Genomic DNA, 16566 nt, shown 5'->3' with positions numbered 1-16566 from the left:
TTGTCGTCGAATGCTTACTCGATCACCTTCGGCACGAGATAGAGGCCGTCCTGGACGGCCGGCGCCGGACGCTGGTTGTCGTCGCGATTGACGACTTCCGTCACGGCGTCGTCGCGCAGGCGCTGCGCGACTTCCTGGATCTGTTCGATCGGGTGGGCGAGCGGCGCGATGCCGGCGGTGTCGACCGCCTGCATCTGCTCGACGAGGCCGAAGAGATCATTGAGCTGGCCGAGCATGTGCTCGGCGTCGGCGTCGGCCATTTCAAGTCGCGCCAGGTGCGCGATGCGTTTCACATCGGTCAGGGTCAGGGCCATGCGATCACCGGAAAAACAAGACTGCGCAATGCATCGAAAGCAGCACTGCGGCGGGGGGTTGGAGGGTGCGATCCCACCCTCAAAAATCGGGGCCGAAGCGGCAAAAATACCGCCCGTTTCGATTCAAATACCGTGAAATTATAAGGTATCATTACGCGTTCGACCCAAACCCGGCAGCCTTTTCCCGCACCGTTTCGCCCCGCTTCGGCAAGCCGTGCGTGCTTCGTGCGATCCCCGGTAGACATCACTCGCAGCTTCGTGCGCCGCGGCGGCCGCTTCCGCCACGCTTCCCGAGGCTGTTATTTTTTCCGCTGCCGCCCTCAGCGCTCGCTATGCAGGGCCGGCCCAGAGCGAAACAGGATTCTGAATGTTCGGTTTTTTGCGCAGCTACTTCTCCAACGATCTCGCGATCGACCTCGGCACCGCAAACACCCTGATCTACATGCGCGGCAAGGGCATCGTGCTCGATGAGCCGTCCGTCGTGTCGATCCGCCAGGAAGGCGGCCCCAACGGCAAGAAGACGATCCAGGCAGTCGGCAAGGAAGCCAAGCAGATGCTCGGCAAGGTACCGGGCAACATCGAGGCGATCCGCCCGATGAAGGACGGCGTGATCGCCGACTTCACCGTCACCGAGCAGATGATCAAGCAGTTCATCAAGACGGCCCACGAGTCGCGCATGTTCTCGCCGTCGCCGCGCATCATCATCTGCGTGCCGTGCGGCTCGACCCAGGTCGAGCGCCGCGCGATCAAGGAAGCCGCGCACGGCGCCGGCGCATCGCAGGTCTACCTGATCGAGGAGCCGATGGCGGCCGCGATCGGCGCAGGCCTGCCGGTGTCGGAAGCCACCGGCTCGATGGTCGTCGACATCGGCGGCGGCACGACCGAAGTCGGCGTGATCTCGCTCGGCGGCATCGTCTATAAAGGCTCGGTGCGCGTCGGCGGCGACAAGTTCGACGAAGCGATCGTCAACTACATCCGCCGCAACTACGGGATGCTGATCGGCGAGCAGACCGCCGAGGCGATCAAGAAGGAAATCGGCTCCGCGTTCCCGGGCTCCGAAGTCAAGGAAATGGAAGTGAAGGGCCGCAACCTGTCGGAAGGCATTCCGCGCAGCTTCACGATCTCCAGCAACGAAATCCTCGAAGCGCTGACCGATCCGCTGAACCAGATCGTGTCGTCGGTGAAGATCGCGCTCGAACAGACGCCGCCGGAACTCGGCGCCGACATCGCCGAACGCGGGATGATGCTGACGGGTGGCGGCGCGCTGCTGCGCGACCTCGATCGCCTGCTCGCGGAAGAAACCGGCCTGCCGGTGCTCGTCGCGGAAGATCCGCTCACCTGCGTCGTGCGCGGTTCGGGCATGGCGCTCGAGCGCATGGACAAGCTGGGCAGCATCTTCTCGTACGAGTGATCGTCTAGGCAGTCTTCCTGACATGACGCACCCGCGGCGTGGCCGGCTCGCTCATTCAGAACGAACCGCCGCGCCGTTTGCGCGTCTGAGCTTCATTTAACCGATCATTCGCGCCCGGCGCCGACCATGGAATACAGTCCGCCGCCCCTCTTCAAGCAAGGCCCGCCCGCGCTCGCGCGGCTCATCTTTTTCGTCGCCGTCGCGATCGCACTGCTGGTGTCGGACGCGCGCTTCAACACGCTCGAAATCGTCCGCGGCGTGCTCGGCACCGTGCTCTATCCGCTGCAGCGCGCCGCGCTCGTGCCGCGCGACCTGTTCATGGGCGCGGCCGACATCGCCGTCACCGGCGCGTCGCTGCGCCACGACAACGACGATCTCCGCAAGCGCAACCTGCAGCTGTCCACGCAGGCCAACCAGGCCGCCGTGCTCGCGCAGGAGAACGCGCACCTGCGCGCCGTGCTCGAGCTGCGCCAGCACATCGCGACGCAATCGACGCCGGCCGAGATCCAGTACGACACGAGCGATCCGTTCACGCAGAAGATCGTGATCGGCCAGGGTTCGCAGCAGGGCATCCAGAACGGCGCGCCCGTCGTCAGCGAGAACGGCGTGGTCGGCCAGGTCACGCGCGTGTTCCCGCTGCAGTCCGAAGTCACGCTGGTCACCGACCGCGATCTCGCGATTCCCGTGCAGGTGCTGCGCACCGGCCTGCGCAGCGTGATCTACGGCACGCCGAAGGGCGATTCGCTCGACCTGCGCTTCGTGCCGACGAGCGCGGATCTCGTCGTCGGCGACGAGCTCGTCACGAGCGGCCTCGACGGCGTCTATCCGCCCGGCCTGCCGGTCGCGAAGGTCGTACGCGTCGACAAGCTCGCCGATACCGCATTCGCGCGCGTGACCTGCGCGCCGATCGCCGCCGTGCGCGGCGCGCGCCAGATGCTCGTGCTGCATTACCAGAACGACATCCCGCCGCGCCCGGCCGAGCCCGATCCGGCCGCCGACAAGAACGCGAAGGGCAAGAAAGGCGCGAAAGCCGCCGCGAAAGGCGAGAAGGCCGACGCCGGCGCGAAGCCGGCCGCCGCGGCCCAGCCCGGCGCCAAGCCGGCGCCTGCCGCGCCTGCGCCTGCGGCCAAGCCCGCCGCCGCGCCCGCGAAGCCCGCGGCCGGGCAACCAGGAGCCCAGCGATGAATCGCCCGCAATACATCCTGCAGCCGGTCAATCCGTACTTCATCGTCTTCAGCCTCGCCGCCGCGTTCCTGCTGAACCTGATGCCGTGGGGCCGCCTGCCCGGCGTGCCCGACTTCGTCGCGCTCGTGCTGCTGTTCTGGAACATCCATCAGCCGCGCAAGGTCGGGATGGGCGTCGCGTTCGCGCTCGGCATCCTGATGGACGTGCATGACGCGGGGCTGCTCGGCGAGCATGCGCTCGCCTATACGCTGCTGTCGTACGGCGCGATCACGATCCACCGTCGCGTGCTGTGGATGCCGATCGGCGTGCAGGTGCTGTACGTCACGCCGCTGCTGGTCGTCGCGCAGCTCGTTCCGTTCGTGATCCGCCTCGTGATGGGCGCCGCGTTCCCGGGCTGGCGCTACCTGGTCGACGGCTTCGTCGAGGCCGCGCTGTGGCCGATCGCGAGCCACCTGCTGCTGATGCCGCAACGCCGCCCGGTCGATCCGGACGATACGCGCCCCATCTGAACCCTGGGCCTGCCTTGACTACCCGCCGCCTCCACGCCCGCCGCGCGCCGCGCTCCGGGGCGGCCCCTCGCCCGCAGCCGCATCGTGCGCGGGCCAGATCGATCGTAACCGCATGACCGAATTCAACGACACCCAACAGCAGCTCTCGAAGTTCCGCCTGCGCGTCGCGGCGGCGGGCGTGTTCGTGTTCGTCTGCTTCGGGCTGCTCGCGAGCCGCTTTTTCTACCTGCAGTTGATGCAGCACGGCAAATACGCGCTGCAGGCCGAGGAGAACCGCATCTCGGTCGCGCCGATCGTGCCGAACCGCGGGATCATCACCGACCGCAACGGCGTGATCCTCGCGAAGAACTATTCGGCGTACACGCTCGAGATCACGCCGTCGAAGCTCGACGACACGCTCGAGAACACGATCGACAAGCTGTCCGAGATCATCCCGATCGACGCGCGCGACCGCCGCCGCTTCAAGAAGCTGCAGGAAGACTCGAAGAACTTCGAGAGCCTGCCGATCCGCACCCGGCTCACCGACGAGGAAGTCGCGCGCTTCACCGCGCAGCGCTTCCGCTTTCCCGGCGTCGACGTGCGCGCGCGGCTGTTCCGCCAATATCCGCTCGGCACGACGGCCGCGCACGTGATCGGCTACATCGGCCGGATCTCGAAGCGCGACCAGGATCGCATCGACGCGATGAGCGACGACAACGACAGCGACCAGGAAAACTACGATCCGCGCCGCGACGCGAACAACTACAAGGGCACCGACTACATCGGCAAGATCGGCGTCGAGCAGAGCTACGAAACCGAGCTGCACGGGCTGACGGGCTTCGAGGAAGTCGAGGTGACGGCCGGCGGCCGGCCGGTGCGCACGCTGTCGCGCACGCAGGCGACGCCCGGCAACAACCTCGTGCTGTCGCTCGACATCGGGCTGCAGCAGGTCGCCGAGCAGGCGTTCGCCGGCAAGCGCGGCGCGCTGGTCGCGATCGAGCCGAAGACGGGCGACGTGCTCGCGTTCGTGTCGTCGCCGAGTTTCGACCCGAACTCGTTCGTCGACGGCATCGACCAGCAGACCTGGGACGAGCTGAACAACTCGACCGACAAGCCGCTGCTGAACCGCCCGCTGCACGGCACCTACCCGCCCGGCTCGACGTACAAGCCGTTCATGGCGCTCGCCGGCCTGACGCTCGGCAAGCGCACGCCGGGCTGGGGCTTCCAGGATCCCGGCTACTTCACGTTCGGCGGCCACACGTTCCGCAACGACGTGCGCTCGGGCCAGGGCTGGGTCGACATGAACAAGGCGATCATGGTGTCGAACGACACCTACTTCTACATGCTCGCGCGCGACCTCGGCGTGAACGCGATCGCGAACTTCATGAAGCCGTTCGGCTTCGGCCAGATCACCGGGATCGACATCCAGGGCGAGGCGCGCGGGATCCTGCCGTCGACCGACTGGAAGAAGAAGGCGTTCAAGAAGGCCGCGCAGCAGAAGTGGTTCGACGGCGAAACGATCAGCCTCGGGATCGGCCAGGGCTACAACTCGTTCACGATCCTGCAGCTCGCGCACGCGACCGCGACGCTCGCGAACAACGGCGTCGTGATGAAGCCTCACCTGGTGAAGGAAATCGAGGACCCGATCACGCGCGGGCGCCGCCTGACCGTGCCGAAGGAAAGCGAAGTGATCCCGCTCAAGCAGGCCGACATCGACGTCGTGAAGCGCGGGATGGAGAACGTGATCGAGAACCCGTCCGGCACCGCGTACAAGGTGTTCCGCGGCGCGCCGTACCTCGCCGCCGGCAAGACCGGCACCGCGCAGGTGTTCTCGCTGCAAGGCTCCAACTACAAGGGCCACCTGCTCGCCGAGCACCTGCGCGACCACGCGCTGTTCATCGCGTACGCACCGGTCGACCATCCGCAGATCGCCGTCGCGCTGGTCGTCGAGAACGGCGGCTGGGGGGCGCAGGCCGCGGGCCCGATCGCGCGCCGCGTGCTCGACTTCTATCTCGTCGACCGCCAGAACCCGCAGAACGAGGCCGCGGCCGTGGCTGCCGCGGCGTCGGCGACCGAACCCGTCAACGCGCCGGTGATCGGCGACGCGAACCGGCCCGCCGCCGTCGCGGCCGGCTTCACGGCGCTGCCGCAGCCGGTCGTGCCGAGCGCGGCCAGTGCGGCGGAAGCGGCATCGGCCGCCGCGGCCTCCGAAGCGTCGGCCGCCGGCGCAAGCGCCGCCCCGCCGGCGAGCGCCGGTGCCGATGCGCCGAGGGCCGCGAGCCTGCCGCCGATCCGGCGCCCGCACCGGCCGCGCCGGCCCGCCAGTGACGCGCAGCCGCTCGTCGCCACGCCGCGCGACGACAACCACCGTGCGACGGCCTCCGCGAAGGCGGCGGACGCCGGCACCGCTCATTAACGGAGAAAGGCATGCAATTCGACAAGCGCGCCTGGCTCGACAAGATCAAGCAGATGTTCGCGGGCTTCGACCGCCCGCTCGCCCTCATCGTGTTCCTGCTGCTGTGCGTCGGCATCGTCACGCTGTACAGCGCGGCGATCGACATGCCGGGCCGCGTCGAGGACCAGTTGCGCAACATCCTGCTGACGTTCGTGCTGATGTGGGTGATCGCCAACATCCCGCCCACGACGCTGATGCGCTTCGCGGTCCCGCTCTACACGTTCGGGGTCACGCTATTGGTCGCGGTCGCGCTGTTCGGGATGACCAAGAAAGGCGCGAAGCGCTGGCTGAACGTCGGCGTCGTGATCCAGCCGTCGGAGATCCTCAAGATCGCGACCCCCCTGATGCTCGCGTGGTACTACCAGCGCCGCGAAGGCGGGCTGCGCTGGTACGACTTCATCGCCGCGTTCGGGATCCTGATGGTGCCGGTCGGGCTGATCGCCAAGCAGCCCGACCTCGGCACGGGCCTGCTCGTGTTCGCGGCCGGCTTCTTCGTGATCTACCTCGCCGGCCTGTCGTTCAAGCTGATCGTGCCGGTGCTCGTCGCGGGCGTGATCGCGGTCGGCTCGATCGCCGTGTTCGAAGATCGCATCTGCCAGCCCGAAGTGCAGTGGCCGCTGATGCACGACTACCAGAAGCACCGCGTGTGCACGCTGCTCGACCCGACTTCCGACCCGCTCGGCAAGGGCTTCCACACGATCCAGGCCGTGATCGCGATCGGCTCGGGCGGCGTGCTCGGAAAGGGCTACCTGAAAGGCACGCAGGCGCACCTCGAGTTCATTCCGGAGAAGCACACCGACTTCATCTTCGCGGTGTTCTCCGAGGAATGGGGGCTCGTCGGCGGGCTCGTGCTGCTGACGCTTTACATGGCGCTGATCGCACGCGGGCTCTATATCGCCGCGCAGGGCGCGACGCTGTTCGGCCGCCTGCTCGCGGGCTCGCTCACGCTCGCGTTCTTCGTCTATGCGTTCGTCAACATCGGGATGGTGAGCGGCGTGCTGCCGGTCGTCGGCGTGCCGCTGCCGTTCATGAGTTATGGCGGCACGGCGCTCACGACGCTCGGCATCGCGATCGGGATGATCATGAGCGTCGGGCGGCAGCGGCGGTTGATGAAGAGCTGACCGCGCGGTACGCATCGCAGAAAGAAAAACGGCGCCGCGGCGCCGTTTTTTTTCGACTGTCCTTGCCGAACGCGGCCGCGCGGCGCGGTGTGGCGCGACCTCCGTTCACGGCGCCGGCGCGTGCGTCCCGCCCGGCTCAGCGCCGGCGCCCGACGCCGGCCCCTGCGCCTTCAGCCGCGCACTCAGCTCCTTGAATTTCAGCCCGGCCGTCTCGTCGCCCTGCGCGGCCGCCGCCGCGTAATACGCCCGCGCGATGTTCAGGTTCTGCGCGACACCGTCGCCCCCGCGCTCGTAGAACGACGCGGTCACGTACTGCGCGGTCGGCTCGCCTGCATCGGCGGCCTGCTTGTACCACGCGAATGCCTGCCGGTTGTCGCGCGGCGTGCCGCGCCCGTCGAGGAACTGGTTCGCGAGCGACAGCGCGGCCTGCACGTGCCCCTGCTTCGCCGCCCGCAGGAACCAGCGATGCGCTTCGGCCGGATTGCGCGCGACGAACTCGCCGTCGTCGAGCATGCGCCCGTACACGTACTGCGCATGCGACATGTTCGCGTCGGCCGCGCGCTTCAGCCAGCGCAGCCCTTCGTCGACGTTCGCCGTCACGCCTTCGCCCGTCAGCAGCATCATCGCGTAGTTGAATTGCGCGAGACGGTCGCCGCGCTCGGCCGCGTCGTGGAACTGCACCAGCGCCGCGCGATAGTCGCCGGCGTTGTAGTCGGCGACCGCCGACTGCGTCTCGCGCGATGGATCGGGCTTCGCTTGCGGCGCGCCCGGTGCGCCCGCTGCAATACACACGCCATAGACGCCGCACACGCACCACAGGCCGAGCATCGCGCCGATCCGCCTGCGCGCCCCGGCCCCACCCTGCACGCGCCTACGGCACGCGCCGTCGCCATCGTTCATGACCGTACCTCCTGCAGCGCCTGCCGCGTGGCGCGCAACAGCCAGCTGACGTCGGCCGACAGCGTGATCATCCGGTAGCCGGCCTCGCGATACTGGCGCGCGGCCGCCGTATCGCCCGCGAAGATGCCGACCGCGACGCCGGCCTGCCGGCCGGCCGCGAGCACGCGCGCCATCGCGGTTTCGACGTCCGGGTGGCGGATATCGCCGAGATGTCCGAGGCTCGCCGCGAGATCGGCCGGACCGACGAACAGGCAGTCGACGCCGGGCAGCGCCGCAATCCGCTCGACTTCGTCGACGCCGCGCGCCGATTCGATCTGCACGATCACCGCGACCTGCGCGTTCGCCGTCTGCACGTAATCTCGGCGCATCCCGAACGCTGCCGCGCGCACCATGCCCGCGACACCGCGCAGCCCGTCCGGCGATTCGGGCGACGGATAGCGCGTCAGCCGCACCGCGTGCGCGGCGTCGTCGACCGTCTCGATGCATGGAAACATCAGCGTGCGCGCGCCGGCATCGAGCGCGCGCTTCACGAGCCACGGCTCGCGCGCCGGCACGCGCACGACGGGTTCGCTCGGCAGATGGGCGGCCGCGATCGCGCGCAACTGCGATGCAACATCGCGGCTGTCGTTCGGCGCGTGCTCCATGTCGATGCAGAGCCAGTCGTAGCCGGCATGCGCGAGCGCTTCCGCGGCCGAGTCGCTGCCGAGCGACAGCCACAGGCCGTACAACGGGTCGTCGCCGTCGTGCAGGCGTTGTTTGAGGGAATTGGTGAGCGTGCTCATCGATACGGCCTCCTGGACGGAACGGCAATCGAACGGGACAAGCAACGGGCAAAGCGGAGCGCGACACGCCGGGCAGCGAAGCACGGCGGCGCCAGGACCGGGCCCTGGATCGTTGGTCGGCCGTGGATGGCCGATCTGACAGCGCCGGCCGCGCGATCGCGCACGGCCGCGTTTTCCGGCGCCACGCAACGATCATAGCGCGGCGTTACGCGGAATGTGGGAACGGACGGGGGCGGGACGAAGCCGCGGGGTGCGGCGTCAGGCAGCCCGCGCCGGCTGGCGGGGCTGCCGGGAAGGCGGGATCAGCGGCCGGGCTGGCGTTCGACGTCGGCCCAGCAGTTCGGCGTTTCGTACAGGCGCACGCGCTCGAGCCGCAGGTTCACGCCGTAGTGCGCGTCGTACACGTTCGCGAGGATGTCGAACGCGATCGCCGCGAGGTTCTCGACGGTCGGGATCCGGTCGATCACGACCGTCTTGTGGTCGGCCATCTGCTCGAGGAACGAGCGCACGACCTCGTCGCGGGCGTAAACCAGGAACGCGTGGTCCCACTTGCCGACCAGGTGCTCCATCGCGAGCGCCTTCACGTCGGCAAAATCCATCACCATGCCGCGGTCGGGCGCCCCCTCGGTATCGACGAGATCGCCGCGCAGCGTGACTTCGAGCACGTAGCGATGACCATGCAGGTTCCGGCACTGGCTGCGGTGATCGGGAATGCGGTGGCCCGCGTCGAATTCGAGTTTTCGGGTAATCAGCACGATGTCAAAAGCCGTGGCTCAGGGAATGTTCAGATATTTGTGGGTCTGCATCGACAGCCGCCACTGCGGATGACGCTTGCACCAGTCGATTGCGAGCTTCGTATTGAGGTCGCGCGACGGGCCGTCCATCGGCTGGACGAGGAAGTATTCGAAGTCGAGCTTCGCGTAGTCGGCCAGCCGCTGGTTGTCCTGCGGGATCACGACCTTCAGTTCGTTGCCCTTCGTGACGACGAGCGGCGCGTCGGCCTTCGGGCTCACGCAGATCCAGTCGATCGATTCGAGCACCGGCAGCGAACCGTTGGTCTCGATCGCGATCTCGAAGCCGGCCGCGTGCAATGCGTCAACGAGCGGCTGGTCGAGTTGCAGCATCGGCTCGCCGCCCGTGCAGACGACGAAGCGGTGCGCCTCGCCCTCCGGCCACAGGCCGGCGATCGTCGCGACGAGCGCTTCGGCGTCCTTGAACTTGCCGCCGTTCTCGCCGTCGGTGCCGACGAAGTCGGTATCGCAGAAGCGGCACACGGCCTCCGCGCGATCCTCTTCGCGGCCCGACCACAGGTTGCAGCCGGCGAACCGGCAGAACACGGCCGGCCGGCCCGCGTTCGCGCCCTCGCCCTGCAACGTGTAGAAAATTTCCTTGACCGCGTAAGTCATCGTGCTTCGTCCGGCTCGCGCCGCTCGTTGTCGATCAGAATCCGTTATTCATCCAGCGCTGCCGGCGCACCCGCGTCACAGCGGCGCTTCGGTCACCCGCTCGCCCTTCAGGTAAGCCTCGTAGCCGCGCTTGCGCAGCTTGCAGGCGGGGCATTCGCCGCAGCCGAAGCCCCATTCGTGCAATTCCGCGCGCTCGCCCACGTAGCACGTGTGCGTCTCGACGCGGATCAGTTCGACGAGCGCTTCGCCGCCGAGCTGCTCGGCGAGCTGCCACGTCTGCGCCTTGTCGAGCCACATCAGCGGCGTCTCGAGCACGATGCGCGTGTCCATCCCGAGGTTCAGCGCGACCTGCAGCGCCTTCATCGTGTCGTCGCGGCAGTCGGGGTAGCCCGAGAAATCGGTCTCGCACATTCCGCCGACCAGCACACGCAGCCCGCGGCGATAGGCGATCGCCGCGGCGATCGTCATGAACATCAGGTTGCGGCCCGGCACGAACGTGTTCGGCAAGCCGTTCGCCGCCGTCTCGATCTCGATCGTGCGCGTCATCGCGGTATCGCTGATCGCGCCGAGCACCGACAGGTCGATCATGTGATCGTCGCCGAGCCGGTCCGACCATGCGGAAAAATCGCGCTTCAGTGCTTCGCGCACGCCTTCGCGACACTCGAGCTCGACGCGGTGGCGCTGGCCGTAATCGAAGCCGAGCGTCTCGACCGTCTGGTAGCGTTCCAGAGCCCAGGCCACGCATGTGGCCGAGTCCTGCCCGCCGGAAAACAACACGAGCGCGCCGTCTTTAGCGTCTGTCCGAATCACCGTGATACTCCGTGAATGTGTAGGCTCGCGTCGCGCTGCGCCCCGGGGCCGGCTGCCGCCGGGCGGCCCGACGCGTGCCGGCCTGGGCCGGCTCGACCAGTATAGGCAGCGCAATCGGCCGCGAACGCGGCGGAGCGCTTATACCGCCCATCGCGCGGCATCGTTGCCGCGCGCCACGGCGGCGCCACGCTGGCAGCCTGCCGTGCGCATGAAGCGATGCGCTAAGTTATTGAGCGGACACGGATTTTATCATGCCATCTCGAATACTGCCGGGCTCGCGGGCCCGCGGACCTCATCACGCCAACCCCACCACAAACGAAAAACCCCAAGAACCTTCCGATTCTTGGGGTTTTAATTCTGGTGGCCTGGGACGGAATCGAACCATCGACACGCGGATTTTCAATCCGCTGCTCTACCAACTGAGCTACCGGGCCAACGAAGAATGAAAGTATATCGAGCTATTCGTACCCGAGCAAGTGTTTTCGCAAAATATTTTATACGGCGCCTTCGGACGGTTTCTTGCCGAGCTCGACACCGAGCTGCTTGAGCTTGCGATACAGGTGCGTGCGCTCGAGGCCCGTCTTCTCCGCGACGCGCGTCATGCTGCCGTTTTCGCGCGCGAGATGATATTCGAAGTACGCACGCTCGAACGCATCGCGCGCTTCACGCAACGGAATGTCGAACGGGATCGCGGCCGTCTGGCCCGCGAGGCCGAGCGCCGAAGCCATGTCGTCGCCGAGCGTCGGCAGCGCGGCCGCGGATGCGACCGCCGCCGGGCCCGCCGGCTGCCCCGCACCGGCCTTCGCCGCCGCGTTCGCGGACACCGGCGCCGCACCGCGTGCGAGGCCGTGCTCGACGGACTTCAGCAGCTTCTGCAGCGCGATGGGCTTCTCGAGGAAATCGAGCGCGCCGATCTTCGTCGCCTCGACGGCCGTATCGATCGTCGCGTGCCCGGACATCATGATCACGGGCATCGTCAGCAGCCCCTGCGCCGCCCACTCCTTGAGCAACGTCACGCCGTCGGTATCGGGCATCCAGATATCGAGCAGCACGAGATCGGGCGCCTGATTCAACCGGTATTCCCGCGCGGCCTGCGCGTTCTCCGCTGCCTCGACGACATGTCCTTCATCGCTGAGGATCTCCGAGAGCAATTCCCGGATGCCCATTTCATCATCTACCACCAGGATGGTTGCCATTTACGCTGCCTTTGTCTGCTCACTTGCTTTTGTCTTGGCGGGAGCCGTCCCGTCCTGCACGCCCGATTCGGCGCCTGGCGCATCGCTCGCCATCTGCAGGAACAGAATCGACACCTGCGCACCCTCGACGGTCTCGCCGTGCATGCGATTGCGCAGATCGATCCGCGCACCGTGCTCATCGACGATTTTCTTGACCGTGGCCAACCCCAGCCCCGTGCCCTTCGCCTTCGTCGTCACATAAGGCTCGAACGCGCGGGTCAGGATGCGCGCCGGAAAACCGGGCCCGTTGTCGGACACGGTAAGACGTACCGCGACGCGTGTTTTGCCCTCGGCGTCGGGATCGCCATATTCTACTGTCTTGGTTTCGATCAACACACGCGGATGCGCTGACTCCGCGACCGAATCCTGCGCATTCTGCAGCAGGTTGTGAATCACCTGGCGCAATTGCGTCGCGTCGCCGCGAATCACCGGCAGCGACGGCGCGAGCTCGGCGACGATCGCGCTCTTGCCTTCGCCCACCCCGTAGAGCCCGAGCACCTCGCTCGCCAGTTCGTTCAACTGCAGGTTCGCGAGCACCGCCGGCGGCGTGCGCGCGTATTCGCGGAAATCGTCGACCATCCGCTTCATCGCGGCCACCTGATTGACGATCATCGTCGCGCCGCGCTTGAGCACATCGGCGTCGGGCGGCGCGAGCTTGTCGGACAGCTTCATCTGCAACCGCTCCGCCGACAGCTGGATCGGCGTCAGCGGATTCTTGATCTCGTGCGCGAGCCGGCGCGCGACCTCGCCCCACGCGACCGAACGCTGCGCGGAAATCACGTCGGAAATGTCGTCGAACACGACGACGTAACCGGACGTCTGCGGATCGTCGGCCTGCCCCTCGATCGTCGATACGAGGCGCGTGCCGCGCACGAGCAGCGTCAGCGGATCGGCTTCGCCCGGCACCTCGATCGCGAACTGCTGCTGCCAATGGCCGCGATCGCCGCTGCCGCCGTCGGATGCCGCCTCGCGATCGGCGAACGCCTTGCGCACCATCGCGCCGAACCCGGCGGCCACGCCGATCCGGTCGAGCGTCGTGCCGATCAGCGCGTTGAACGGCTGCCGGAAGATCCGCTCGGCGCCGCGATTGGCCGTCGTCAGCCGGAACTGGCGGTCGAGCACGAACACGCCGGCCGTCAGGTTCGCGAGGATGCTCTCGAGATACGTCTTCGAATGCTCGAGCGCGATGCGGTTCTTCTCGACCGCGAGCCGCGCCTCGGACAACTGGCGCGTCATCGCGTTGAACGACTGCGTGAGAAAGCCGAGCTCGTCGCGCGTCTTGATCTCGCGCTTCGGCGTGTAGTCGCCTTCCGTGATCTCCTTCGTGCCCTGTGCGAGCAGGAACAGCGGCCGCGCGAGCTGCTGGCCGAGCGCAAGCGCGAGCATCATCGCGATGAAGGTCGCGAGGAACAGCGCGAGCGTCAGCGTGCCGATGTACATCTTGCGCAGCCCCGTGCGGCCAAGCGCCTTTTCCTGGTACTCGCGATACGCGCGCTGCACGGCATCCGCGTTGTGCGCGAGCGTTGGCGGCACCGGCTGCGTGAGTTGCAGGAAACGCTCCGCCGGCTGCAGCAGCGATGTCGTCGCATCGGGAATCGGACGCACGACGCGCAGCCGCAGCGCGCCCTTCGCGCCGTGCGCGCGCGGGTCGCCGTCGACTTCGCCCTCGATCGCCGCATACGCGCCGTGTTCGCGCGCCTGGCTCAGCATCAGCGGCGTCGGCAGGTCGTCCGGAATCAGCGCCGCGAAATTGCCCGACGCCTGCGCGACGATATGCAGGTCGGGTGCCGCGCCCGAGCCGCCGCGGCTCGGCTCGACGATCGTCGCGTCCTGCACGCCGAACTGGTCGCGCAGCCGCAGCAGCGTGAGCGTCGTGCCGTTCGTGTTCGCGTCGGCGCTCGCGAGCTGGTCGGACATCAGCCGCGCCTTCGTCTGCAGATCGGACAGCGACGCATCGAGCATCCCGCGGCCGAGATTCAGGCCGGCCGTCAGCGCCGTCTCGACGTTCACGTCGAACCACGACTCGATGCTGCGCGACACGAACTGGTACGACACGATGTAGATGATCCCGCCCGGCACCACGCCGACGAGCGCGAAGAACACCGCGAGCTTCGCGAGCAGCCGCGTGCCGAACTTGCCCCTCCTCAGGCGCACGACGATCATCCCGATCAGCCCGAGCACCACGAGCAGGAACACGAGCGCGACGACGATGTTCGTCGCGTACAGCCACGAGTAGTAGCGATCGAAGAATTCGGTGTTCGCGCTCGCGGCCGCGAGCAGCACGAGCAGCAGCAGTGCGGTGAGCGCGACGGTCGAGACGATCACGCGAACGAGGAGGCTCTTCCCGCTGGCCGCGCGGCGCACTTTATTTAGCACGTTCGGTCACCGTGAAAGTGAAGCGCTTCCAGTCCGACCCGAGCGTCCAGTCGCGGTTGTTCACCGCATCGACCTGGAACGGCTTCGGCATCAGCGCCGTATCGAGCTGCATCCGCACCGATGCCGTGTAGGTTTCGCCCGAGCGCACCTGGCTGCGGTCGATCACGTGCCACGACGTGATGTGCCTGATGACCGCAAGCGCATCCTTCAGCGACGGGAAACCGAGCTGCAGGCCGCCCGTCGACACGCGATACTCGCGCGTGAGCGGCTGGAACGACAGGCGGATCGTCTGCGACACCGATACCGGCTGTTCGTCAAGCCAGTACCAGCGCGCACGGCTCAACTCGAAATCCGTCGTGAAATACACCGGAATGCCTTTGTTGACGGCATCCTCGAGGCTCGGGTTCAGCTCGAAATCGAAGCGGGCATCGAGGCTCCAGCCGCTTCCGTCGGCCTGGAGCGACGCGCGCTGCACGGCGATCGACTCGGCATGCGCCGGCCGGACGACAGCCAGGCACAGCGTCAACGCGACCATCAGGACGGCCGCGAGCCGAAGTGGAAAAAGGTGTTTGATCGTCACCGTTTCTGAAACCGCGCGTAGAAAAATCCGTCGTGATCGGTGTTCTGGTCGAGTGCGCCGGCGGCCGCCCCTCCCTGCACTCCGCCCGGCAGCAGTTGGCCGGGGGCGTCCAATCGTACCGCATCTTCACAGGCCGCTTCAAACCAGCGGGCCTGCAATTCGCCTTCTTCGGGGAAGACCGAACAGGTCACGTAAAGCAGTTCGCCGCCCGGCTTCACGAGCGGCCACAACGCCGACAGGATGCGACGCTGTTCCGTGACGAGCGCCGGGATGTCGGCCTCGCGACGCAGCCAGCGGATGTCCGGGTGACGACGCACGATACCGGACGCCGAGCACGGCACGTCGGCCAGGATACGATCGAACGGGCGCCCGTCGTACCACGCGTCGGGCGCACCCGCGTCGCCGACGCGCACGTCCGCCGCGAGCGACAGCCGCACGAGGTTCTCGCCGATCCGCGCCGCGCGCGCGGCGTCGCTTTCCAGCGCAACGACTTCCGCATCGGCGAGTTCGAGAATATGACCGGTCTTGCCGCCGGGCGCCGCGCATGCGTCGAGCACGCGCATGCCGTCACGCGCGCCAAGCCATTCGGCTGCGAGTTGCGCACCGGCATCCTGCACCGACACGACGCCGTCGGCAAACCCCGGAATGCGATCGACCGGCAGCGCCGACGCGAGCCGCACTGCATGCTTGCCGATCGCGGTCGCTTCGATTCCGCTCGCCCGCAGCGTATCGAGATACGCGTCGACGCTCGCGCGGCGCGCATTCACGCGCAGCGTCAGCGGCCCCTGGCGCTCGCCGGCCGCGAGGATCGCCTGCCATGCGTCGGGCCATGCGCGCTTCACCGAATCGACCCACCACGCGCGGTAATTCCAGCGCGCGACGACATCGTCCTGCAGCGCCGCGACGAGCGCGTCGCGCTCGCGCAGGAAACGGCGCAGCACCGCGTTGACCATCCCCTTCGCGAACGCGCATTCGCGGCGGGCGCCGATCACGGTCACGGCCTGGTCGACCACCGTGAACGGCGGATACGCGGCCTCGTCCGCCGGATCGAGCAGCAGCGCGAGCGCGCCGGCAAGGACTGCGTGCACGTGCGCGGGCGGCGCCTTACTGATGAGCCGGCCGATCAGCCAGTCCGCACTGCCGAGACGGCGCATCGTCCGGTAGGCGACGTCCTGCGTCGCCCCGCGCGCAAGGGCCCGCGTACCGGACGCCATCTGCGCGAAAACCGCCGAGAGTGCCGCCGGCAGCGCGGTGCCGCGTCGTACCGCATCGACCGCCTGCGCGGCCGCGTCGAGCGCGAAGCCGAGCGAATCGGGCGCGAGATGCAGCGCGGACAGGCGCGCCGGGCGGCCGGAAGAAGACGGAGCGGTAGAACGGGTTCGTGTCATCGGAGCAAATTCGGCAAACAAGCGCGGCAAGCAAATACGGCAAACGGCAGGATCGCGGCACTCGCATGGCCCGCGGTCCCAAACCGGGCATTGTAGCGTGCGACGTTGCAGCCCC

The 16566-nt window shown here is 67.6% G+C and carries 15 protein-coding genes and 1 tRNA gene; 5 read left to right on the top strand and 11 right to left on the bottom strand.

Annotation, left to right across the window (positions count from 1 at the left end; genetic code table 11):
- Positions 1–14: 14 nt before the first annotated feature.
- Complete coding sequence (gatC, locus tag ABIC51_RS29335; RefSeq protein ID WP_027788858.1) at positions 15–314, bottom strand: Asp-tRNA(Asn)/Glu-tRNA(Gln) amidotransferase subunit GatC; 300 nt, start codon at positions 312–314, stop codon at positions 15–17.
- Positions 315–681: 367 nt separating this feature from the next.
- Here gatC and ABIC51_RS29330 point away from each other — a divergent pair, with 367 nt between their 5' ends.
- The 5 genes from ABIC51_RS29330 (at position 682) to rodA (ending at position 6974) form a co-directional block, all read left to right on the top strand.
- Positions 682–1725 (top strand): rod shape-determining protein, encoded by a 1044-nt coding sequence (locus ABIC51_RS29330; RefSeq protein WP_004189550.1) that lies wholly within the window; start codon positions 682–684, stop codon positions 1723–1725.
- 126 nt (positions 1726–1851) lie between these two features.
- Positions 1852–2910: a rod shape-determining protein MreC gene (gene mreC, locus ABIC51_RS29325; protein WP_027788857.1), complete on the top strand. Its 1059-nt coding sequence runs from the start codon at positions 1852–1854 to the stop codon at positions 2908–2910.
- The gene (gene mreD, locus ABIC51_RS29320) at positions 2907–3419 is read left to right on the top strand and encodes a rod shape-determining protein MreD (RefSeq protein WP_009687274.1); all 513 of its coding nucleotides are present in this window, start codon (positions 2907–2909) and stop codon (positions 3417–3419) included. The genes mreC and mreD overlap by 4 nt, the downstream gene beginning before the upstream one ends.
- Positions 3420–3531: 112 nt before the next feature.
- Positions 3532–5814 (top strand): penicillin-binding protein 2, encoded by a 2283-nt coding sequence (gene mrdA, locus ABIC51_RS29315; RefSeq protein ID WP_059700478.1) that lies wholly within the window; start codon positions 3532–3534, stop codon positions 5812–5814.
- Between the two features lie 11 nt (positions 5815–5825).
- Positions 5826–6974, top strand: coding sequence for a rod shape-determining protein RodA (rodA, locus tag ABIC51_RS29310; protein WP_027788855.1), 1149 nt, complete (start codon positions 5826–5828; stop codon positions 6972–6974).
- 105 nt (positions 6975–7079) lie between these two features.
- Here rodA and ABIC51_RS29305 read toward each other — a convergent pair whose 3' ends face one another.
- From ABIC51_RS29305 to rsmB, 10 genes are all read right to left on the bottom strand, one after another.
- Positions 7080–7874, bottom strand: coding sequence for a tetratricopeptide repeat protein (locus ABIC51_RS29305; RefSeq protein WP_175900833.1), 795 nt, complete (start codon positions 7872–7874; stop codon positions 7080–7082).
- Positions 7871–8656 (bottom strand): HpcH/HpaI aldolase family protein, encoded by a 786-nt coding sequence (locus ABIC51_RS29300; RefSeq protein WP_021163974.1) that lies wholly within the window; start codon positions 8654–8656, stop codon positions 7871–7873. Before ABIC51_RS29300 ends, ABIC51_RS29305 begins: the two co-directional genes overlap by 4 nt.
- Positions 8657–8958: 302 nt before the next feature.
- Positions 8959–9411: a 6-carboxytetrahydropterin synthase QueD gene (gene queD / locus ABIC51_RS29295; RefSeq protein ID WP_021163975.1), complete on the bottom strand. Its 453-nt coding sequence runs from the start codon at positions 9409–9411 to the stop codon at positions 8959–8961.
- An 18-nt stretch (positions 9412–9429) separates the two neighbouring features.
- On the bottom strand, positions 9430–10062 hold the full coding sequence (gene queE, locus ABIC51_RS29290; RefSeq protein WP_021163976.1) for a 7-carboxy-7-deazaguanine synthase: 633 nt from the start codon (positions 10060–10062) through the stop codon (positions 9430–9432).
- Between the two features lie 75 nt (positions 10063–10137).
- Positions 10138–10872 carry a 7-cyano-7-deazaguanine synthase QueC gene (gene queC, locus ABIC51_RS29285; protein ID WP_027788853.1) on the bottom strand — a complete coding sequence of 245 codons (735 nt, stop codon included), beginning with the start codon at positions 10870–10872 and terminating at the stop codon, positions 10138–10140.
- Positions 10873–11230: 358 nt separating this feature from the next.
- Positions 11231–11306: transfer RNA gene (locus tag ABIC51_RS29280), tRNA-Phe, on the bottom strand.
- 60 nt (positions 11307–11366) lie between these two features.
- Positions 11367–12068 carry a response regulator transcription factor EsaR gene (esaR, locus tag ABIC51_RS29275; protein ID WP_059700485.1) on the bottom strand — a complete coding sequence of 234 codons (702 nt, stop codon included), beginning with the start codon at positions 12066–12068 and terminating at the stop codon, positions 11367–11369.
- Complete coding sequence (gene esaS, locus ABIC51_RS29270; protein ID WP_175900840.1) at positions 12069–14483, bottom strand: sensor histidine kinase EsaS; 2415 nt, start codon at positions 14481–14483, stop codon at positions 12069–12071.
- Positions 14473–15063, bottom strand: coding sequence for a DUF4390 domain-containing protein (locus ABIC51_RS29265; protein WP_027789300.1), 591 nt, complete (start codon positions 15061–15063; stop codon positions 14473–14475). The genes esaS and ABIC51_RS29265 overlap by 11 nt, the downstream gene beginning before the upstream one ends.
- Positions 15060–16451: a 16S rRNA (cytosine(967)-C(5))-methyltransferase RsmB gene (gene rsmB, locus ABIC51_RS29260; protein ID WP_175900843.1), complete on the bottom strand. Its 1392-nt coding sequence runs from the start codon at positions 16449–16451 to the stop codon at positions 15060–15062. The genes ABIC51_RS29265 and rsmB overlap by 4 nt, the downstream gene beginning before the upstream one ends.
- Positions 16452–16566: the final 115 nt, after the last annotated feature.

Origin of the sequence: Burkholderia sp. 572, assembly GCF_040545135.1 — a bacterium.
GTDB classification, from domain to species: domain Bacteria; phylum Pseudomonadota; class Gammaproteobacteria; order Burkholderiales; family Burkholderiaceae; genus Burkholderia; species Burkholderia cepacia.
The sequence above is the reverse complement of the archived record's forward strand: the minus strand, read 5'-3'. Positions and strand labels throughout refer to the sequence as shown.